A 20,946-nucleotide genomic window follows, 5' to 3' on the forward strand; every position below is an offset into this window, starting at 1 on the left:
TCTCGTAACACGTTTCTCAAGGTTATTTATGACAGCATTACCCGTTATTGTTGGTATGGGTGGTATTAATGCCGCTGGCCGCACTTCTTTTCATCAAGGTTATCGTCGTATCGTGTTAGACAGCTTAGATGCAACAGCCCGTCAGGAGACATTTTTAGGCTTAGCGACGTTAATGAATTTAGTAACACTGACCGACGGCGTTTTAAAAGATGCTGAAGGCAACGTTATTAACGAAGCTGATATTGAAGCACAATTCGGCGAACAAGTATTAGCAGGTACGCTAATCCGTAAAATTGAAAAAAATCACTTTGACGTTGATGCAACTCCGTGGCAACAAAAAATGACGCTGACAGCGTCTGACGAGCAGCAAATTGTGTTTGAAACTCGTCGTCGTGATTTACCAACGCCAGTACCTGCAAGTTGGCAGGTTGAAGATCTCAGCGATAAAAAAGTAAAAGTAACAATTAGTGCCGACCTTGCTATTAAGCACGACAGCACCCGTGACAACCCGATTAAAGCCGCGGGTCAATTACCTACAGGTTTTGATCCAGCGACCATGTATAACAGTCGTTACCAACCACGAGGCCTACAAGCGACCATTTTTGCGGCAACCGATGCCATTCGCTCTACAGGGCTTGCATGGCAGCATGTTATGAATAGTGTTGAGCCTGATCAAATTGGTACATATTCGGCCTCGGTAGCAGGGCAAGTGGATGACGAAGGGTTTGGTGGCTTAATTCGTGCGAGACAACAGGGCGACCGCGTAAGCACCAAACAATTAGCACTTGGCTTAAATACCATGTCGACTGATTTCATTAATGCGTATGTGACTGGTAATGTTGGAACAACGTTCACCACATCGGGTGCGTGTGCCACCTTTTTATACAACCTACGCGCTGCTGTTAACGATATTCAAGCTGGTCGCACCCGCGTTGCGATTGTTGCATCTGTTGAATGCGCCATTACGCCTGAAATTGTCGAAGGCTTTGGTAATATGAGCGCACTTGCTAACGAAGAAGGCCTAAAACGTCTTGATAATACCGATGTGGTAGATCATCGACGTACCAGTCGTCCATTTGGTGAAAACTGTGGTTTTACTATTGGTGAAGGCGCACAGGTGGTAATTTTAATGGATGATGCGCTTGCACTCGAACTCGGTGCTGATATTCAAGGCTCTGTTGCCGATGTATTTGTAAATGCCGACGGTATTAAAAAGTCAATTACAGCACCGGGCCCAGGTAACTATATTACAATGGCTAAATCGGTCGCGCTTGCCAGCAGTATTGTTGGTCAAGAAGCCGTACAAAAGCGCAGCTTTATTTTAGCGCATGGTTCTAGCACACCTCAAAATCGTGTAACAGAGTCTCTTATTTATCATAAAGTAGCTGAAACATTTGCGATTGATAGCTGGAAAGTGGCCGCGCCAAAAGCGTATGTTGGCCACACAATTGCACCGGCAAGTGGTGATCAACTTGCCATGGCGTTAGGCGTGTTTAGTCATAATATTATGCCGGGTATTACCACTATTGATAAAGTGGCCGATGATGTTTATAGCCAGCATTTAGATATTCGCACAGCGCACTATCAATGTGATGCAATGGATATCGCTTTTATAAACTCAAAAGGGTTTGGTGGTAATAATGCAACCGCCACAGTGCTGTCGCCAAACGTGACAATGCAAATGCTTACAAAGCGTCATGGCGATGCAAAAATGGCTCAGTACCAAGACCGCAATACCCATGTTGCACAAGCACAAAATGAATATAAGCAGCAAGCCGACTTAGGCCATTATGAGCTTATTTATCGTTTTGGTGATGGTTTAATTGATGAAAACGACATTGTTATTAATGAAGAATCGATGACTATCCCAGGTTTTGACAAAGCGATAGCGTTCAACAAATCAAATCCTTATAAGGATATGTATTAAGATCAAGACATGTTTAAGCACATTCTTGACAGCAAGGCGCTTTTAAAGCGCCTTTTTTCGTTTCCCAAAAAATACACCTTATTTTTAGCTCCTAAATCGTGTAAGAAAATTTAGTTTAAAAGAGCGTATTTAACTCTATAACTCTACTTATAAATACATTTTTAAGGGACATGTAGCCGCGTTGTAGAGATTCAGTATTGGTATAATTTACGCGTTAAAGGTAATAATTCACACTTTTGCCTGTTTGTATCAACGCCGTGCTGACAGTATTCTTAATGCGCTCACTCTATAGGCTTAATCTTGAAACACTCTACCTCTTCACTTGAAAAAACGGCACTGGCTATTTGCTTGACTGTTGCACTGATCGCTGTTGTTTTACCTAATTTAATGACAGAACAAGTTCAGCCGATGATTTCTACAGCATTGGCACACATAGGCAGCGGCTTCTTTTTGTTAATTAACTTTTTATTATTTGCAGTAATAATACTTGCGTTTAGTCCATTGGGAACTCGTAAAATAGGGGGTGAGAATGCACGCATTGAATATTCAAACTTTGGTTGGTTTGCCATGCTTTTTGCTGCGGGAATGGGTTCTGGATTGGTTTTTTGGGGAGTCGCTGAGACTGCGCTGCATTCATTGAACCCACCCTTAAAGCAAAGTTTATACCCCGATAGATTAGCAAGTAGTCTTGCATTAACGCTGGTTAATTGGGGCGCACATGCGTGGGCATTATATGCTGTGTTTGCCATCGTGTTAGGTGGTTTAACTCAATACAGCGGTAAATCCGGTGACATGTGCGCGCCTGTAATGAGTGCAATAGGCAATAAGGTAGATAAACAGGGGCAACTTACTCTCTGTTTTGTGGTTAAGTTGATTGCCGTATTTGCTATTTTTTTTGGTGTGGTTGGTACCATTGCTAATTCTACATTACTGATCAGCAAAGGAGTTGAGCTTGAGTTAAACATAACTTCGCCAGCTTTAATTGGCTCTCTAATAGTGGGGGTGCTCTTCATTATTTATACCGTATCGGCAAAGTTTGGTATTAGGCGCGGTGTGCAATCGTTAAGTATATTTAATGTAATTTTGGCGTTTACTCTATTAATTTGGCTTTTGTGTGTCGTTCCTATAGCGCCAATTATACAGATAGCCTTAGATGGGACAGGTTATTACATACAACTGCTTGTAACGGGTACTTGGCAGTTTGATAGCCAGTTAAATAACTCAGATTGGGCGAATCGATGGACCTACAATTACTACTTTTGGTGGTTAGCATGGGGACCATTCGTGGGTGTTTTTTTAGCGAGAATTAGCCAAGGACGAGCTGTTTGGCAGTTTGTTTTAGCTGTTGTTTGCATTCCCACGGTTGTAACAATTATTTGGTTTTCTGCATTTTCTGGTGCAGCAATTGAATGGGATAAACTGAATCAATCGGGTATTTTATTGGCTATAAAAGATGATTATAGCCAAGGGCTGTTTGTTTTTTTTCATCAATTAGGTTGGCAAGGTACGGTATTTATTTGGGCTAGTTTGCTGCTGTTACTTGTGTTTGTTGCGACATCAGCAGACTCTGCAATTTTAGTCATTAAGCAGCTAGTGGGGCGTGAAAACTCGCAGGGGATTACTTTATATGCTTGGTGCTTAGCTTTGTTTTTATGTAGTTATGTATTGTTGCTTCAACACGATGAGCTACTAAATAGAAGTGTAGCGATTCTTGGGGCACTGCCTTTTTTGATTATTTTTATTTTACAACTTGTTGGGTTTTTAAAAGAATTTGTTCGTGACTTATGTAAGTAAGCTATTCAACATTTTTTACAGTCGTCATTGATTGTTAGTTATTTGTAAGAGGTGGTTAAAGAAGAGTCGCAGTGAGTGTGCCGCAAAATTTTGTCACGGTGAAAGCGTGTGAGGAAATCTCGTCTTGCTGGCTGACTCTTTAAAGTAAATAGTGAGTGCCGGCTTTCTAATAGGCTAACTATCTGCGCTGCAACCGCATTGATTCTTACACTCTGCATCCATGCCCTGTGCTGCGAAGGTAAAGTTACAGCACGCTTGTAATTTAGTTTTAAGTTGTTCGCGACCGCGTTTGATGCGTGATTTAACCGCTGGCAGGCTCAATTTATATTTGTCGGCAATTTGTTGTTGTTTGAGTTGCTGCAACTCGCTGTCGATAAGTATGTTGCTAACATGGGCGGGTAAATCTTGAATTAACGTGTTAATACAGCGGTTGAGTTGCTGCTCACTGTAAGCCGCTGCCCAGTCTACCTCAGGCGCATGCAGTTGCTCTAGTTCGTCGCTACTACTATTGGGACGTTTACTGCGGTAGTAATCAATTATGGCGTGACGGCAGATTTGATAAAGCCAGGGCTGTAGCTTGTCGGCGGCACTAAGGCTGTCGATATTGTTAAGCACTTTAATAAAGACATCTTGCAGTATGTCTTCAGCCATCGCTTGGTCGTTCACTTTGCTGGCGATAAATCCCAGCAGTTGCTGGTGGAATTGCTTCCAGATATTTTCAATCATAATTAGGCTTCGTCCATACTAAGGCATCAGCACCTAAGTGCTGTTGCCTTGATATTTATGACAGCTTAACAGCAGCTGTTTTTTGTATTTGGGTTACAGCTCTTACAATGGCAGGGCTGTAAGGTTTGGCACTCATTGTTAGCACAGTTGCAGTTACAATTACAGCTACTGTCACAGTCATTGTTACAGTTACTTTCATTGTTACAGACACAGGCCTCGTCGCAGTTACTGCTAGTATCGGGGTTACTGGTGTTGTTAGTTGTACTCATTACCTTGCTTCCTTATTTTGTGATTAAACATTCACTTCACTACTAGAGACGCAAGCGAGAGAAAAAGGATGCACGTATTTATCGCAAGAGCGCTCACATTAGAGTTTGCTTGCGCTTTAAATTAGGTGATTTCGTGAGGGGATGAGGTGAAAATAGCTTTATTTACAATGGTTTGTTGTTGAATAAGTCTTAAAAATATAACTGCCATGTTGCAATTAAATCGACTTATAATTTTTGAGGATATACTTTAATAGTTGTGGGTGAGTATTTTCAGCTACTTTGATTCTCAGGTAAGTAAGTTAGTGACAAAAGCAAGGCTCCAATCGTTAGCGCCTATCTGTTTGCTTTGTTGAAAGCGTGTGAGGAAGTTATGTCCTCACACTAAGTACACTACAGGTGACGGTGATGAAACTCTAAATGTTCATCAATAAAGCTACTAATAAAATAGTAACTGTGATCATAGCCAGCATGCATATTTATTTCAGCGGGGTAATCTTTTTCATTGACGACCAAAAACAAGTTTTCTGTTTTTAGTTGTTCAACTAAAAAGTTGTCAGCTTCGCCTTGATCAATACGCAGCGGTAAATAATCTTCTGGGCTTGCTTGTTTCATGAGCTCGCAGCTATCGTAATTGCGCCACGCCGCTTTGTCAGTCCCTAAGTAATGACTAAATGCTTTTTCACCCCATGGACAATTTATAGGGTTGACGATAGGGCTAAATGCGCTTGCGCTAACAAACTGTTTTGGATTTTTAAGCGCAATCATTAGGGCGCCGTGCCCTCCCATTGAGTGACCTGCAATCGCTTTTTTATCAGTAACAGGGAAGTGCGCTTCAATTAACGCTGGCAACTCAGTCACAACATAATCATACATATTGTAATGTACATTGTAGGGGGCTTGTGTTGCGTTAACATAAAAGCCAGCACCTTGACCAAAATCGTAGCTTTCGTCGTCAGGTACGGTGTCACCACGTGGGCTTGTATCAGCTGCGACAATAGCAATACCCAGTTCTGCGGCTTTTTTAAAGGCACCGGCTTTTTGCATAAAGTTTTCATCAGTACAAGTAAGGCCTGACAACCAATACATCACAGGTACTTTATTGGTTTCACTTGCACCCGGTGGTAAAAATATAGCAAAACGCATTGTGCAGTGTGTACTGCTCGCTTGATGCGTGTATTGCTTATGCCAACCATCGCTGACTTTTGTTGAGCTTATATTTTCGAGCATATCAGCATCCTTGAAAATGAAAGCGCCTTTTAAATCAAGGCGCTTATTAATGATTAGTAATGAATAACAGAGCGGATACTCTTACCTTCGTGCATTAAATCAAAGGCTTCATTAATATCTTCAAGTTTCATGGTGTGTGTGATGAAGTCATTAAGTGCAAACTCACCCTTCATATATCGTTCTACGATTTCAGGTAACTCAGAACGGCCTTTTACTCCACCAAATGCGCTACCACGCCATACGCGGCCTGTTACAAGTTGGAATGGGCGTGTTGAAATTTCTTGGCCAGCGCCTGCAACACCAATGATAACTGATTCACCCCAGCCTTTATGACAACACTCAAGTGCAGAGCGCATTACGTTTACGTTACCAATACACTCAAATGAGAAATCGACACCGCCGTCGGTCATTTCAACAATCACTTCTTGGATTGGTTTATCGAAATCATTTGGGTTGATCAAATCTGTGGCGCCAAGCTTAGTAGCCAGTTCAAATTTGCTAGTATTAATATCAATACCGATAATACGACTAGCGCCTGCCATTTTTGCACCGATAATGGCAGATAAACCAATGCCGCCAAGACCAAATATAGCAACCGTGTCACCTTGTTGTACTTTAGCGGTTTTAGTAACCGCACCCATACCTGTTGTTACGCCACAGCCAAGTAGGCAAATTTCTTCAAGCGGGGCTTCTTTACTTACTTTTGCGAGTGAAATTTCAGGAAGTACAGTGTATTCAGAAAACGTTGAGCAACCCATATAATGATAAATTGGTTGACCGTCTTTATAAAAACGAGTGGTGCCATCTGGCATTAAACCTTTACCTTGTGTTTCACGAACAGCTGAACACAGATTTGTTTTACCCGATTTACACATCTTACACTCGCCACATTCAGCGGTGTAAAGAGGAATGACGTGGTCGCCGACTTCAACGTGAGTTACACCTTCACCTACAGCCTCTACAATACCGCCGCCTTCATGGCCGAGAATAGCAGGGAAAATACCTTCAGGATCTTCACCAGATAAAGTGAATGCGTCTGTGTGACAAACACCGGTTGCTACAATTTTTACAAGCACTTCGCCTTTTTTTGGCATCATCACATCGACTTCTTCAATCGATAGAGGTTGGTTTGGTCCCCAAGCAATTGCTGCTTTTGATTTAATAAAATCAGTCATAACGTTCCCTTATTTGTAGGTAGTAGATAATTAACATAGACTATTTTATTTATTTCTCAATGGATGATAATCTTCGATTTATTAAAACACTTTTACAGTATGGTAATAATGAATCGTTGGCATGGAATTGATGAGTTTTTAGCCGTCGCTGAAACAGGCAGCTTTACTAAAGCAAGTCGATTATTAGGGATGTCAGTGGCGCATGTCAGTCGCTATGTGAGCCAATTAGAAGAGCGTTTAAATACGCAATTGCTTACTCGGACAACACGCAAGGTGGTACTTACCCAAGAAGGTGAAGTGTTTGCTCATCAAACTAAACAATTGCAAAATGCGATGGACGACGCCACGGCACTTTTGGCTGAGCAGCAACTGACACCAAAAGGGACAATTAAATTAACTGCACCAGTGATGTATGGCGAAAGCTACATTATGCCTGCTGTCCATACATTTATGCAGAAACATCCTGATATTGAAGTTATTAGTCACTTGAGCAATGAACAAGTCAATTTATTAGATGAGGGGTTTGATCTGGCGATTCGGTTAGGGCATTTAAAGGATTCATCATTAAAGGCCAGACGAATAAGTCAGCGACGTTTAGTGATTTGTTGTAGTCCAGACTATATCAATAGCTATGGTCAGCCTCATAGTGTGAGTGAACTTCATCAGCACCACTGTTTAATTGGAAATAACAGTTACTGGCGTGTAAAAGATCAACTTCAAGATAAACATATTAAAGTGGCGGGTCGGTTACAGTGTAATAGTGGCTGGGCTTTGGTTGATGCTGCTATTAAAGGTTTAGGCATTGTGCAGCTACCAGATTATTACGTGAATAAATACTTGCAGTCAGGTCAATTAGTCGCGGTGCTTTCTAATGTTGCCCCCGCACCTGAAGGCGTTTGGGGGGTATATCCGCCAAGGCAATTTATTGCAACGAATGTAAAAGCATTATTAGACCACTTAATAGAGACTGTTCAAGTATCAGATTTATAATTATTTTTTACAAATTCGATAATCCCATCATGGCTAAATATATGCTAACATGAGCGCATATTTAGCCCTTATAAAACCTATAATTACTTATGTTTCAACCTGTTAGCCTTTTTATAGGGCTGAGATATAGCCGCTCCTCAAAGGGCAACGCCTTTATCTCTTTTATTTCGTTTTTTTCTATTGCGGGCATTGCTATCGGTTTAATGGCTCTATTTACCGTAAGCTCTGTGATGAATGGTTTTGAAAATAACCTCAAGACTAATATGTTAGGTTTGATCCCGCATATTGAAGTGGACGCTAAGTCACAGTCTAAAGAAGCCATGTCGCGTATTAAGTCACAGCTGTCGGAGTTTCCTGCTGTAAAACAAGTCAATTTGTATCGTCATGGAGAGGCTATTTTACAAACTAATCAAGACCTTCATGGTGTGCTCTTACAAGGCTTATATGATGATGGGAGCTCGTTATATAACATTAAAGAAAAAATAGTGGCAGGTAATTGGTCACTAGTCATGGATGAAAATTATCATATAGCAATAAGTCGTTATTTAAGTCGTAAACTGGGTATTTCGTTGGGTGACAAAGTACGGGTGATCATGCCAAATGCAAGCACCTATACTCCGCTTGGTCGAGTGCCTAGCCAGCGTTTATTTACGGTTGCAGCGCTGTACGAAACACAATCTGAAATCGATATGTCACTTGCATTTACTAGCGGCTATTCATTGCAGCGTGTTTTAAAGCTCTCACAATCAGTTGCCCCGAATTTGAGTGTTTCTTTGCATGAACCATTTGCCGTTGAGCAGGTGCTTAAAAGTCATGCGTCTATATTTAAAGACGTTGAACACACAGACTGGCGCGATAGCCAAGGCACCTTATTCGCTGCGGTGGCCATGGAAAAGCGCATCATGTCTATGTTACTAGGATTAATAGTATTAGTTGCGGTGTTTAATATCGTCTCGGCTTTAACCATGATGGTGAGTGAAAAGCAAAGTGAAGTCGCTATTTTGCAAACCTTAGGGCTAACACCAGCACAAGTACAAAATGTATTTATGATCCAAGGTCTGTATAACGGTTTAATTGGCACCAGCATTGGTGCATTACTGGGTGTGTTGTTTAGTCAGTACATTAATGAATTATTGAATATGTTTGGCATCAATTTACTCGCAGGCATGCGTTTACCTGTTAAATTTGATGTAGTCAGTTTAAGCCTAATTGCCGCCGGTAGTATTGCAATGAGCTTTTTAGCAACGTTGTATCCTGCCCGTAAAGCTGCAAAAGTGAACCCAGCAGAGGTATTACGTTATGAGTGAGTTAGTAATCAAGTGTCAGCAGCTTAATAAAGTGTATCAAGATGGCGAAAACCAAGTTGCAGTATTAAAAGGGGTCAACTTGAGCTTAGAGCAAGGTGAAATGCTCGCTGTTGTTGGCAGCTCGGGTTCAGGAAAAAGCACGTTACTACATATTTTAGGTACGCTTGATGGTGCCACAGACGGTAAAGTTGAAATTAAAGGTAAACAAGTCGGTAAACTAAATCGTAAGCAACAAGCTAATTTCCGTAATGAGAATTTAGGGTTTATTTATCAATTTCATCATTTATTAATGGAGTTTACGGCAGTTGAAAACGTTGCAATGCCGTTACTCATAAAGGGATTAAGTGCCAAGGACGCGACTGAAAAAGCACGGGTTATGCTTGATAAAGTAGGGTTGTCGCATCGTAGTGAACATAAACCATCGGCTTTGTCTGGTGGTGAGCGTCAGCGTGTCGCAATTGCGCGTGCATTGGTGACAGAGCCCGCTTTAGTGCTTGCCGATGAGCCTACCGGCAACTTAGATAAGCAAAATGCGATTAAAATATACGACCTCATTAAAGAGTTAAACAGCAGCTTAAAAACCAGCTTTGTGGTGGTAACACACGATTTAGAACTTGCTGATAAGCTTGGCAAGATTGCTTATCTTGACGATGGAAAATTAGCGATTAAAGAGTCTCAGCATGTTGCTTAGTGCGTTTATTTCGAAGCGTTTTAGAGCGCACTCAGGACACAAAGATGGGCAAAACGGTTTTGTTAGCTTTATAGCTAAAGCATCGACAATTGGTATTTTATTGGGCGTGGCGGTTTTAATCGTTGCCCTTTCGGTTATTAATGGTTTTGAGCAACAGCTTGTTCATCGTTTACTGTCTGTCGTGCCTCAGGTTGAATATGTTGCGCCGAATAAACCGATTAATAATTGGCAGTCAAAAGTAAGCCTACTTAACTCGCAATCTGGTGTAGTGGGAGCGGCGCCTTTTATTAGCGTGAATGGCATGGCGCAATTTAAAAGTGATTTAAAAGCTGTTGAGGTACGTGGAGTTGCTAGCGAATTTGAAAACCAAGTATCAGCGATTAATCAATTTACTCAAGGCCGACTGGTTAGCCAGCTGCAACAAGAAGATATTCTCTTAGGTCAGCAAGTTGTTAATAAACTAGGGCTGAAAATAGGGGATCCTGTTACTTTGTTAATCCCGCAAATTAACCAGCAAAGTAACACCTTGCTTGCGCCAAAACGGGTTAGTTTAAACTTGGCTGGCATTATTAACATGGGTGGACCTATTGATGAAACGGCTGCTTTTATTCGTTTAGATAAAGCACAATCAGTATTGGGTTTTAGTGAAGATCAGGTTACAGGTTTACGTTTAAAAGTGGATGATGTTTTTAATGCTCATCAAATCGCGATGCGTGTTGGCCAAGTTATCCCTGATTATGTGTATGTCTCGAGTTGGTTTAGAACGCAGGGCAGCTTGTATCAAGACATTCAAATGGTGCGCACCATTGTTTATATTGTGGTGTTTTTAATCATTGCTGTGGCGAGCTTTAATATCGTGTCATCTTTGGTGATGGAGGTACGCGAAAAACAAGCAAATATTGCCATTCTAAAAACCATGGGCGCACAAGACAGTACTATTTTAGCAACGTTTGTGATGCAGGGATTTACACAGGCGCTAATAGGGGTTGTACTTGGCACTATTATCGGTGTGATGGTGGCGTTAAATATCAGCGAATTATTTACTTGGCTGAGTAACCTTTTGGGCGACAACCCTTTACAAGGTGTTTATTTTATTGAGTTTTTACCCAGTAAATTAGTCTGGCAAGATATTGTGATCACCGTTATTGTGACCTTTGTGTTAGCGATACTGGCCACTTTATATCCTGCATGGCAAGCCACCCGTGTAGACCCAGCAAAAGTGCTAGGCAATTAAATGTAGGAGACGAGTGCATGGATAAGCAATCAGTTATTGATTTTTGGTTTAATGATTTAGGGCCTTCGGCTTGGTATCAGCAGTCCGATGAATTAGATAGGTTAATTACTGATAAATACGCACCGTTACTTTTGCAGGTAATAGCAGGAGAGTGCGCTAATTGGCGAGTCGATGCGATAGGCTCTTTAGCAGAAATCATTGTTTTAGATCAGTTCTCTCGTAATATTTATCGCAATTCACCGCGTGCTTTTAGCCAAGATGCCCAAGCGCTAACTCTTGCTCAGCGTGCAATCGAATTAGGCTTTGACAAGGCACTACCGACTGAACAAGCAGCCTTTATTTATATGCCTTTTATGCACAGTGAATCAAAAGCGATTCATCAGCAGGCCTTACAATTATTTAGGGGCCTGCCTAATTATGAATTTGAACTAAAACACAAGTTGATCATTGATAGATTTGGTCGTTATCCCCACCGAAATGCCATTTTAGGGCGAGAATCAACGCAAGAAGAGCTGCAATTTTTAACGGAACCGGGCTCTTCCTTTTAACTTGGGTGAATAATATCCAAATGCACTTCGTTTACCCCTAAACACTTGCACAGCTCAATATTAAGCCTTAAAGTGTCTGAAATGTTGTAAAAGAGTAACCATCATGGAACAAAAACAAGCGAGACCATTAACACCTGAAGAACAAGCAGAAGCACAAAAGCAAAGTGTTATTTGGCAAAGAGAATGTTTCCAAAATGCACAAAAGCACTTAGCTGAAAAAGGTGTTATACCGCAAACTGTTGTTGAAAAAGAAAGCCGTTTTATTGCACCGCTAGTCGCAATTTGGAAGTTCAAAGCGCAAAATGGTAAAAGTTATTGGGTGATTACGGGTCGATTGCCTACCGATCATGCTGAAGCGGGCGCGGCTGCAAACCCACGCGAAGTCTTACGTTATTTCTCAATGCAGTGGCAATTAAAAGCAGATCAGTTGATGGAATCTGGTGCAACAGATAAAACGAAAGTTGATTTTGCTAACCTACTGATTAATCGCGCTCATGGTTTGTATGAGTTATTCGAAAAAGATGAAATGTGGCAGAATGAGCCCGCGTAATCGCATTTTAATTATAAAAAAAAGCTGAATAATTTTATTCAGCTTTTTTATGAAAATGACAAAAGTCACTAATGAACCATCGTGAATGGTCGCGTATCAAACTGTTTTATAGGGCAAAGCATTCGCTGTCTAGGAATACCCGCTTCCATAAATACTAAGCCATCAGCAGCAAAACCATTTCGTTTAAATCGTTCAACTTCATTTAAAATACAATTAATACTGACGCAATCACAGCCTTGCTTTTCAGCCATATTAACTAAGTAGGTTAGCAGTGATTTATAGACCGAACGGTTGCGATGCTCTGGTAAGACGGCAATGCGCCCAATCAAGCCATCATTACACAAACGCCCAGTGGCAACTGGGCATTTTCCATCGTCTGTAACGAGCACGTGATGGGCTGTTTTATCTAAATGATCAAATTCAACGTGTTTTGGTATATGAAGCTCATATACAAATACACGTTCTCTGATCCGTTGTAAGAGTTCCTTGTCGATACTCCATTCAACTTCGTCAATATGATACCCCATAAGCACACGCTCCTAACAAAACCAAATACCCTCATTTAAAAGTGTAGTAAATGTTTTTAAAAAGTCGTGGTTATTTTTTGAACTATTTATATCGTCTGCTGTCAGCCAGCTTTGGTCTGTAAGCCTTTTGATATCGGCAAGTGCACTCATTTCATGCAGGTAGTTTATACCGTTAACACTTAAAAGAACTTTATCATCAATAATTTGATAAATAGCGCGTGTACCACCTAAACGTTCAAAAACCAGCGTTTCATCAGTGAGCAGCTCACGTACTTGATCAACCGTGTAGGGCTCTTCTAAAGGCGCTAAGTCCATATCGTGTTTTGGTTGACTTAAACTGTTACCAAGCCAGGTTTTAAACACTGTATTATCATCGATGGCTGCGATCATGAGCTGTTTAATTTGCTCGGCTTCTAGGTTGTTTAGCTCACCTTTAGAATCGCGCAGTGTCAGCTTGCTATCGCCATAGCGTGTATTGCCAAGTTCAGTATCAATTAGGTGATCGGCAAATTGTGAGAGTAAGTCTCGTTGATTAGGTGCTCTAAAACCCACTGAGTAGTTAAGAGCATTTTCAACTGCATAGCCTTCATGTGGGCAACCTGGAGGAATATACAAAATATCGCCAGGCTCTAATACACAATCAATTACAGCAGGGAATTGTTCTACTTGAAGTAGACTTTTATTTTGAGCGAATTGTTTTAAGTTTGCATCAGGTAAACCAACACGCCAATGACGTTTGCCAAGACCTTGAATGATAAATACATCATATTGGTCTAGATGCGGACCCACGCCACCCCCTGGTGTTGAGTAACTTATCATCAGATCATCAATTCGCCAGTTTGGAATAAAACGAAATGGTTCAAGTAATTGAGCTGCATCTGCATGCCAATGATCAACGGCTTGTACTAGCAATGTGGCATTCTTTTCTGTTAGTAAGCTAAAGTCTTCGAATGGGCCGTGGTATGCCTGCCAGTCATCAGCATGATTGGTGATGATACGTGACTCAATGCTGTCTTCCATTGCAAGTCCAGCTAACTCCTCTGGCTCAATTGGATCTTGAAAATCACTAAAACCTTGTTTAATAAGTAGCGGTTTTTTCTGCCAATACTCGCTTAGGAATTGCTGCGGAGTAAGCGAATTAATAGTTAGTTGATACATATAGGTACCTAATACCAAGCTGTTGAGTTATACCAATGTGCAAAAATACTTAATCATCTTGAGTGATTAAACCAGTCGCTACCAGCGTTAAAATTTCTGATTTAGAACAACTAAATAACTAAATTTTTGCCTGTTATCAACGCGGTTTTATTGCCTCAAAATAAACCACTTAAGTAAGCAAGATGGTATTAATTGAGCAAGTTGGCATGATTAAAAGTAATAAAAAAGCGAAAGGAAGGCCTTTCGCTTTTTAAAGTCACATACGCAATTTATGCTAAGTTATCAATGAACTCAACAGCACGGCCAATATAGTTTGCCGGTGTCAATTTTTTCATTTCAACTTTTGCTTCTTCTGGTAAATCAAGACCATCAATGAAATCAGCCATGATTTCTTTGTTAACACGTTTACCACGTGTTAAGTCTTTAAGCTTTTCGTACGGCTTTTCGATACCGTATTTACGCATGACTGTTTGAATAGGCTCAGCAAGTAATTCCCAGTTTTGATCAAGTTCTTCTAAAAGGCGCGGTTCGTTAACTTCAAGTTTGCTAACACCTTTTAACGTTGCTTGATAAGCAATTAGGGTATAGCCCATGCCCACACCCAGGTTACGTAAAACGGTTGAATCAGTTAGGTCACGTTGCCAGCGAGATACAGGCAGTTTTTGCGCAAGGTGAGCAAAGATTGCATTTGCAATACCTAAGTTACCTTCAGAATTTTCAAAATCGATCGGGTTTACTTTATGTGGCATTGTTGATGAACCAATTTCACCCGCAATCGTTTTTTGTTTAAAGTGATTAAGAGCAATGTAACCCCAAACGTCACGGTCAAAATCAAGTAGCACAGTATTGAAACGTGCAATTGCATCAAAAAGCTCTGCAATATAATCGTGTGGCTCGATTTGTGTTGTGAATGGGTTAAATGTTAAACCAAGACTCGTAACGAATTGTTCAGCATGGTTGTGCCAATCGTAATCTGGGTATGCACTTAGGTGGGCATTGTAGTTACCTACTGCACCGTTGATTTTACCTAGCATTTCAACTTGAGCAATTTGGTCACGTTGACGCTTTAAGCGCATGTAGACGTTTGCAAACTCTTTACCCATTGTTGAAGGTGTTGCAGGCTGACCGTGTGTACGAGTCATCATAGCAACAGATTTATATTCAACTGCTTTTTCTTTTAAAGCATTTAGGAGTTGATCACAGTAAGGAAGTAACACTTTGTCACGCGCTTCAGTTAACATTAAGCCGTGAGATAGGTTGTTAATGTCTTCTGATGTACATGCGAAATGAATAAACTCATTCACTGCGTTAAGCTCTGCGTTGTCAGCTACTTTTTCTTTCAGTAGATATTCAACGGCTTTAACGTCGTGGTTAGTTGTGCGCTCGATTTCTTTAACGCGTGCTGCGTCAGCTTCGCTAAAGTTATCAACAATGGCATTAAGTAAAGCATTAGCCTCGTCGCTAAATGCCGGTACTTCTGTGATTGCGCTTGCTGCAGACAAGGCTTGTAACCAACGAACCTCAACAGTTACACGGTATTTGATTAAACCAAATTCGCTGAAAATGCTGCGTAGTTCCGTGGTCTTGCTGCCATAGCGACCATCTACCGGAGAGATAGCGGTTAACGCTGAAAGCTCCATAATGACTCCTAAATTGTCTAGTTTGAACGATAATTAAATATACTGTTTAGCAATAGCGAGAATTTTTCTTTTCGCAAAGAAAAAGTGACGGCGTTTACCGCCCATTTGTCGCCATAACACGGCACTACGAATTCCGGCTAAAAGGAGAGCGCGGATTTTGTTTTGCGTGAGTTGCTGCTTTAATAACTCTGGCTTGCCGTACACTTGAATACGATGCCCAAGGGGGCTTAGCACCGATGAGTAAATATCGGCAAGCGCTGCGACCACGGTATCATCTGTGATTGCAAAATGGTCGAGGCGTCGTTTTACATCATCGATACGTCGACCTAATTCATTTAAACTGTTTTGTTTTGCACTTAATGCACGTTCTAACTGCATTAAGCCACCTACATACTTTACGATTTCAACGTCTTTGTCGGCGCCTGCTGAAAGCTGGGCAGTCAACACGCGATAACCCTCACGTAAATTATGTTTTCCCTGGTATACATCTTCAGGGGTATTCGGTGACGTTTCTACAATACAGTTGAGTAATTTTTCTAATTCGTGATCGCTACCACTGCCATATTGCGCTACTTTTTGAACCTGTTTAGCAACTTGACACATGGCGGCTAATGCCATGACTTGGTGCTCTGTCATTATTTGATCACCGAATCGATAATACCGCCACCGAGGCATACTTCGTCAGCATAAAAAACGGCTGATTGGCCTGGTGTCACTGCTTTTTGTGGCTCATCGAATAATACGCGTGCCATACCATCTTCACCAACCAGCAATGTACAGCTGATGTCTTCTTGGCGATAGCGTGTTTTCACTGTACAACGCGTCGTGCCCTTTGGCCCAACACGGTCAACCCAGTGAAGTTGGTTAGCATTTAAGCCATTACTGTATAAGCGAGGGTGATCTTTACCTTGACCAACCATTAAAACATTGCGTGCAATGTCTTTGTCTACAACATACCAAGGCTCGCCTGAACCTTCTTTCATACCGCCAATTAACAGGCCTTTTCGTTGGCCAAGGGTATGGTACATAAGACCTTCGTGCTCACCGACTTCGTTACCATCAGTGTCTTCAATTTTGCCCGGTTGTGCCGGTAAGAATTTTTGTAAAAAGTCTTTAAATTTACGCTCACCAATAAAGCAAATACCGGTGCTATCTTTTTTATCGTGCGTTATTAAATCTTGTTCTTCGGCAATGCGACGAACGTCTGGCTTGGCAATATCACCAACAGGGAAAAGTGTTTGTGCAATATGCTCATGACTTAGTGTGTATAAAAAGTAGCTTTGATCTTTGTTGTCATCAAGGCCACGGCACATAACATATTTGTCGTCTCGCTTTTCACGGCGCACATAATGACCCGTGGCGATATAATCGGCACCTAGCGCTTCAGCTGCAAATTCTAGAAAGGCTTTGAATTTGATTTCTTTGTTACACATGATGTCTGGATTAGGTGTGCGACCTGCTTTGTACTCTGCTAAAAAGTACTCAAACACGTTATCCCAGTATTCTGCTGCAAAGTTAACAGTATGTAGTTCAATACCTAGTTTATCGCACACGGCTTGTGCGTCTTTAAGATCTTCTGCAGCAGCGCAATATTCATCATTATCGTCTTCTTCCCAGTTTTTCATGAACAGGCCTTCTACTTGATAGCCTTGTTGCTTTAATAAATACGCTGATACAGAAGAATCAACACCGCCGGACATACCAACGATGACTTTAATGTGACTATTTTCGCTCATAATATTCGCTGTCATTTTTTAACTGCTGTGGAAAGGCCGATATTATATACCCAAACCACTTCAAGATGCGAGTTTCAGTTAGGATTAAACGTAATTTAGGCGCGCTATTGATTGCAAATAGTGGTTATTTGCTTGCTACTGTAATAAATCGCTTTTATTTAACAGCGTTAATCAAAACAATCGTCATTATTGGTAAATAACACGCGTCGTTATTGGTAAATCAGGCTCAGAGGATAGGCATGTCCTGCGAGATGATCTTCAATACACTTTAAAACCAGAGGGCTTCTGAGTGGCAGCTCTTTTATGGCGTCTAAGCTGAACCAGTGAGCGCTTATAATATCGCTATCAATAGGTGAAGGGGGGAGCTGCTCTGCGCAACTAAACGCAAAACTAAATCGCATGTAGTGTACACCATTTGTGGCATGCAGATTATAAATACCCACAAGATGTGAAGGGGAGAGCGTTAAACCCGTTTCTTCGTATAGTTCACGACTTGCTGCTTCGCTCAAGGTCTCGTGTGCTTCTAAATGCCCAGCAGGTTGATTGTAGCAAATTTCGCCGGTGTGTTTATCACGCTCTTTTACCAGTAAAAACTTGTTTTTACTGGTAACGATAGCGGCAACAGTGACATGAGGTTTATGCATCTGGGTTATTCACTACTTTATATTCGCCACTTGCTAATCCTGCAAGGGTATATTTGCCAATGCTGTAACGGATAAGTCTTAAGGTCGGGAAACCAACATGGGCTGTCATGCGCCTTACTTGACGATTTCGTCCTTCAGTTATTGAGATTTCAAGCCAACTAGTCGGAATGTTTTTACGCTCTCTTACCGGTGGGGTTCGAGGCCACAAGGTCGGTTCATCAATGCGTTTAACTTTGGCTGGTTTGGTCATGCCATCTTTAAGCTCTATACCTTTATTGAGCGCATAAATGGCTTCGTCGGTAACATCGCCTTCGACTTGCACCCAGTAAGTTTTAGCGGTCTTTTTATGTGGCTCAGTCAATGTGTGCTGTAATTTTCCACAATTGGTGAGTAGCAATAGGCCCTCGCTGTCTCTGTCGAGGCGACCTGCAGCATAAACGTCTTTGATGTTTATAAAATCAGCCAGAGTTTTACGATTTTGATCATCCGTAAATTGGCACAATACATCAAATGGCTTATTGAACAGCACAACTTTGCGTTGCTCTGGGCTTAAGGGTTCTTTTACTTCACGTTTTAGTGTGGGTCTTGAATAACGTCGCCCATTACTGCGACGCGGTTTACTCGTAGGTTTGTGTGCCATTAAATACACCTTGCTGGCTTTGGTAAACCTGCAATTTTTGTAGCTTGCTTCGCAGGGCCTTTTGGAAACAGCTTATATAGATACATGCTGTTGCCTTTTTCTTCGCCGAGTTTTTGTGCCATTGCTTTTACTAGCATACGAATAGCTGGACTGGTGTTGTATTCTAAATAAAAGTCGCGAACAAAATGCACGACTTCCCAATGCTGTGCAGTCAGGGTTATGTTTTCTTGCTCAGCAATTATAGGAGCCAGTGCTTCACTCCAATCTGCGCTGTTGAGTAAATAACCTTGTTTATCAGTGTCTATTTGTTTGTTATTAAATTCGAGCATGGTTTACCACGTGATAGTGTTTTGGCTAGTTAAAGTCAGTTCAACAAACTGGTTGTAGTCAATATCGACATCATATTCGCTAAGCGTAATGGCACGCGCTGTGGCATCTTCTTTTAATAAATGCAAAGCAGCAGAAAATTGTCTGTACTGTTTAATGTTGTAGCAAGCATCACCGACAAGCAGCACAGTGTCATCACTGCTGATTAAATTTTCAAGTGCATTGGTGCAGTAGTGCGACAAAGGTTTTGAAAAAATATGCAAGGTACTCATAGAGTCACCACCTGGTGCTGCTGACTTATTAAGAGGCGCTGCTGTTCAAAATTAGCGACTTTTACATCAATAATTAAATTATCTTTGGTTAAATTAAAATCCATCAGTGATTTTTCGCAAACGTAAATGTTTTCAACATCATATAACTCAAGCGTTTTAATGGTTTTAAAATAGTTTTTAATTCCCAATACTTCAGGTTGTTGGTGTTTTTTGAGTGCCAGTACAGCATCGCCACTGAGTAACCAACTAATATTTTGCTCAATGGCAGCAAATATCAGTGTGGTGTCGAGTGATTCACGCATATGCTGATCGTCAAACGGGCCATGTTGGCTAATTACTAAAATGTTCTTCATTTAAATTGCACCCATTTATCAGCATCCGCAGCGAGCATAGCAAACTCGGCCAGACCTGCGACGGTGAATACCCCTGTATTTTCGATGTCTAAACCACGCTTTTCTGCCGCGGTAACACACAGTAAAAGTGGGATACTTTTAGCGTTGAGTTCTTGCCATAAACGACTAACAGGTAACTCGTCACTGGCGAGTTCTAAATGTTGACTGGCGTGATACACACCTGCTTGATACAAAAAAACAGCTGAAATTGTGTGCCCTGAATCAAGGCAAGCCTGTGTAAATTTAATCAGACGTTGCGTACAGTCATGATCGGTCGGTGCGGTGTGAAGTGAAAGTACAAATTGTGCCAAAACGCATCCAATAAAAAAGCCCCTAGAAAGGGGCTATTTTAACAGAACTATTTAATTAGTCATCACTTGCGCCAAGAAGATGTAGAAGCGAAGTGAATAGGTTATACACGTTTAAGTACAGTGCAACGGTGGCACGAATGTAGTTTGTTTCACCGCCGTTAATAATGCGGCTTGTGTCGAACAAGATTAAACCCGACATAATTAACACAACTGCTGCATTTATCACCATAAACGTGATTGAGCTGCCGATGAATAAATTGACTAAGCTTGCAATGATAACAACGATTAAGCCTACGGTTAAAAAGCCGCCCATAAATGAGAAATCTTTTTTGGTCGTTAGCGCATACGCCGATAAACCAAAGAAAATAAGTGCGGTTGAACCCAGTGCTTGCATAATAAGCATTGGACCATTTGGCATTGCTGCGTAGTAGTTAAGAATCGGACCTAAGCCTGCTCCCATCAACCCCGTAAAAACAAATACCCATGCAACACCCGATGCGCTGTCTGCCTTTTTATGCACCACAAAAAGCACACCAAACGCAACTAAGCTAAATACTATACCCATAAAGTAAGGTAGGTTCATTGCCATTGAAATACCTGCAGTGATGGCACTGAAAGCCAGTGTCATAGCAAGTAAAAAATACGTGTTTTTTAGTACTTTATTTGTTTCAATGGTCGACATAACCGGTCTAGCGGTATTGTACGATTGATTAAACGCCATTGTTAGAGCTCCTTAAATGAACTGATATGTTCGTTAGTTCCAATAGTTAAACTGAACTAAGCCTATCAAGAGTTATATATTTGGGCAAACCTTTGTAGATCAATAGACACGATAAATAATAAAAAAGTTCAGATTGTTCA

Annotated in this window: 23 protein-coding genes; 8 read left to right on the plus strand and 15 right to left on the minus strand. The window is 41.2% G+C overall.

Translation table 11 applies throughout. The features are described 5' to 3' along the window. Positions 1-28: 28 nt before the first annotated feature. Both H3302_RS07040 and H3302_RS07045 read left to right on the plus strand, forming a co-directional pair. On the plus strand, positions 29-1,927 hold the full coding sequence (locus tag H3302_RS07040; RefSeq protein WP_182396305.1) for a beta-ketoacyl synthase: 1,899 nt from the start codon (positions 29-31) through the stop codon (positions 1,925-1,927). Between the two features lie 300 nt (positions 1,928-2,227). Further along, the gene (locus H3302_RS07045; protein WP_259369889.1) at positions 2,228-3,721 is read left to right on the plus strand and encodes a BCCT family transporter; all 1,494 of its coding nucleotides are present in this window, start codon (positions 2,228-2,230) and stop codon (positions 3,719-3,721) included. A 174-nt stretch (positions 3,722-3,895) separates the two neighbouring features. On the opposite strand, the gene H3302_RS07050 is transcribed toward H3302_RS07045, so the two are convergent. The 3 genes from H3302_RS07050 to H3302_RS07060 all read right to left on the minus strand — a co-directional run bounded on the left by H3302_RS07050 (position 3,896) and on the right by H3302_RS07060 (position 7,118). Next, positions 3,896-4,447, minus strand: coding sequence for a sigma-70 family RNA polymerase sigma factor (locus H3302_RS07050; protein WP_051501774.1), 552 nt, complete (start codon positions 4,445-4,447; stop codon positions 3,896-3,898). 659 nt (positions 4,448-5,106) lie between these two features. After that, positions 5,107-5,943: an S-formylglutathione hydrolase gene (gene fghA, locus H3302_RS07055; protein WP_182396306.1), complete on the minus strand. Its 837-nt coding sequence runs from the start codon at positions 5,941-5,943 to the stop codon at positions 5,107-5,109. A 53-nt stretch (positions 5,944-5,996) separates the two neighbouring features. Then, positions 5,997-7,118, minus strand: coding sequence for an S-(hydroxymethyl)glutathione dehydrogenase/class III alcohol dehydrogenase (locus H3302_RS07060; RefSeq protein WP_036968764.1), 1,122 nt, complete (start codon positions 7,116-7,118; stop codon positions 5,997-5,999). Positions 7,119-7,226: 108 nt separating this feature from the next. Here H3302_RS07060 and H3302_RS07065 point away from each other — a divergent pair, with 108 nt between their 5' ends. The 6 genes from H3302_RS07065 to H3302_RS07090 all read left to right on the plus strand — a co-directional run bounded on the left by H3302_RS07065 (position 7,227) and on the right by H3302_RS07090 (position 12,438). Further along, complete coding sequence (locus H3302_RS07065; protein WP_182396307.1) at positions 7,227-8,108, plus strand: LysR family transcriptional regulator; 882 nt, start codon at positions 7,227-7,229, stop codon at positions 8,106-8,108. Positions 8,109-8,197: 89 nt separating this feature from the next. Next, entirely contained in the window at positions 8,198-9,415 is a 1,218-nt protein-coding gene (locus H3302_RS07070) for a lipoprotein-releasing ABC transporter permease subunit (RefSeq protein WP_065979857.1), read from the plus strand. Then, positions 9,408-10,106 carry a lipoprotein-releasing ABC transporter ATP-binding protein LolD gene (lolD, locus tag H3302_RS07075; RefSeq protein WP_036968755.1) on the plus strand — a complete coding sequence of 233 codons (699 nt, stop codon included), beginning with the start codon at positions 9,408-9,410 and terminating at the stop codon, positions 10,104-10,106. Before H3302_RS07070 ends, lolD begins: the two co-directional genes overlap by 8 nt. After that, positions 10,096-11,340, plus strand: a complete 1,245-nt coding sequence (locus H3302_RS07080) for a lipoprotein-releasing ABC transporter permease subunit (protein WP_074988268.1) — start codon at positions 10,096-10,098, stop codon at positions 11,338-11,340. The genes lolD and H3302_RS07080 overlap by 11 nt, the downstream gene beginning before the upstream one ends. A gap of 17 nt (positions 11,341-11,357) precedes the next feature. Beyond that, the gene (locus tag H3302_RS07085) at positions 11,358-11,888 is read left to right on the plus strand and encodes a DUF924 family protein (RefSeq protein WP_074988267.1); all 531 of its coding nucleotides are present in this window, start codon (positions 11,358-11,360) and stop codon (positions 11,886-11,888) included. A 103-nt stretch (positions 11,889-11,991) separates the two neighbouring features. Then, on the plus strand, positions 11,992-12,438 hold the full coding sequence (locus H3302_RS07090) for a DUF4826 family protein (RefSeq protein WP_065979860.1): 447 nt from the start codon (positions 11,992-11,994) through the stop codon (positions 12,436-12,438). Positions 12,439-12,506: 68 nt separating this feature from the next. On the opposite strand, the gene H3302_RS07095 is transcribed toward H3302_RS07090, so the two are convergent. The 12 genes from H3302_RS07095 to H3302_RS07150 form a co-directional block, all read right to left on the minus strand. Continuing rightward, complete coding sequence (locus H3302_RS07095) at positions 12,507-12,965, minus strand: GNAT family N-acetyltransferase (protein WP_036968745.1); 459 nt, start codon at positions 12,963-12,965, stop codon at positions 12,507-12,509. A gap of 12 nt (positions 12,966-12,977) precedes the next feature. Continuing rightward, positions 12,978-14,123, minus strand: a complete 1,146-nt coding sequence (locus H3302_RS07100; protein ID WP_074988266.1) for a cupin domain-containing protein — start codon at positions 14,121-14,123, stop codon at positions 12,978-12,980. A gap of 269 nt (positions 14,124-14,392) precedes the next feature. Beyond that, positions 14,393-15,763, minus strand: coding sequence for an adenylosuccinate lyase (gene purB, locus H3302_RS07105; RefSeq protein WP_036968740.1), 1,371 nt, complete (start codon positions 15,761-15,763; stop codon positions 14,393-14,395). Positions 15,764-15,796: 33 nt separating this feature from the next. Then, complete coding sequence (gene hflD / locus H3302_RS07110) at positions 15,797-16,399, minus strand: high frequency lysogenization protein HflD (RefSeq protein ID WP_036968737.1); 603 nt, start codon at positions 16,397-16,399, stop codon at positions 15,797-15,799. After that, positions 16,399-17,499 carry a tRNA 2-thiouridine(34) synthase MnmA gene (gene mnmA / locus H3302_RS07115; protein ID WP_182396403.1) on the minus strand — a complete coding sequence of 367 codons (1,101 nt, stop codon included), beginning with the start codon at positions 17,497-17,499 and terminating at the stop codon, positions 16,399-16,401. Before mnmA ends, hflD begins: the two co-directional genes overlap by 1 nt. A 209-nt stretch (positions 17,500-17,708) precedes the next feature. Beyond that, positions 17,709-18,143, minus strand: a complete 435-nt coding sequence (locus H3302_RS07120) for an NUDIX hydrolase (protein ID WP_182396308.1) — start codon at positions 18,141-18,143, stop codon at positions 17,709-17,711. Next, positions 18,136-18,783 carry an rRNA large subunit pseudouridine synthase E gene (locus H3302_RS07125; protein WP_075593625.1) on the minus strand — a complete coding sequence of 216 codons (648 nt, stop codon included), beginning with the start codon at positions 18,781-18,783 and terminating at the stop codon, positions 18,136-18,138. Before H3302_RS07125 ends, H3302_RS07120 begins: the two co-directional genes overlap by 8 nt. Further along, positions 18,783-19,112 carry a sulfurtransferase TusE gene (gene tusE, locus H3302_RS07130; RefSeq protein WP_036968729.1) on the minus strand — a complete coding sequence of 110 codons (330 nt, stop codon included), beginning with the start codon at positions 19,110-19,112 and terminating at the stop codon, positions 18,783-18,785. Before tusE ends, H3302_RS07125 begins: the two co-directional genes overlap by 1 nt. A gap of 3 nt (positions 19,113-19,115) precedes the next feature. Continuing rightward, a complete protein-coding gene (tusB, locus tag H3302_RS07135; protein WP_065979864.1) occupies positions 19,116-19,382 on the minus strand; it encodes a sulfurtransferase complex subunit TusB in 267 nt (88 codons plus the stop codon). After that, on the minus strand, positions 19,379-19,735 hold the full coding sequence (gene tusC, locus H3302_RS07140) for a sulfurtransferase complex subunit TusC (RefSeq protein ID WP_075593624.1): 357 nt from the start codon (positions 19,733-19,735) through the stop codon (positions 19,379-19,381). The genes tusB and tusC overlap by 4 nt, the downstream gene beginning before the upstream one ends. Continuing rightward, on the minus strand, positions 19,732-20,085 hold the full coding sequence (tusD, locus tag H3302_RS07145) for a sulfurtransferase complex subunit TusD (protein WP_065979866.1): 354 nt from the start codon (positions 20,083-20,085) through the stop codon (positions 19,732-19,734). The genes tusC and tusD overlap by 4 nt, the downstream gene beginning before the upstream one ends. 55 nt (positions 20,086-20,140) lie before the next feature. Continuing rightward, complete coding sequence (locus H3302_RS07150; RefSeq protein WP_036968718.1) at positions 20,141-20,806, minus strand: Bax inhibitor-1/YccA family protein; 666 nt, start codon at positions 20,804-20,806, stop codon at positions 20,141-20,143. Positions 20,807-20,946: the final 140 nt, after the last annotated feature.

Origin of the sequence: Pseudoalteromonas sp. MT33b, assembly GCF_014117385.1 — a bacterium.
In the GTDB taxonomy this organism is placed as follows: domain Bacteria; phylum Pseudomonadota; class Gammaproteobacteria; order Enterobacterales; family Alteromonadaceae; genus Pseudoalteromonas; species Pseudoalteromonas lipolytica.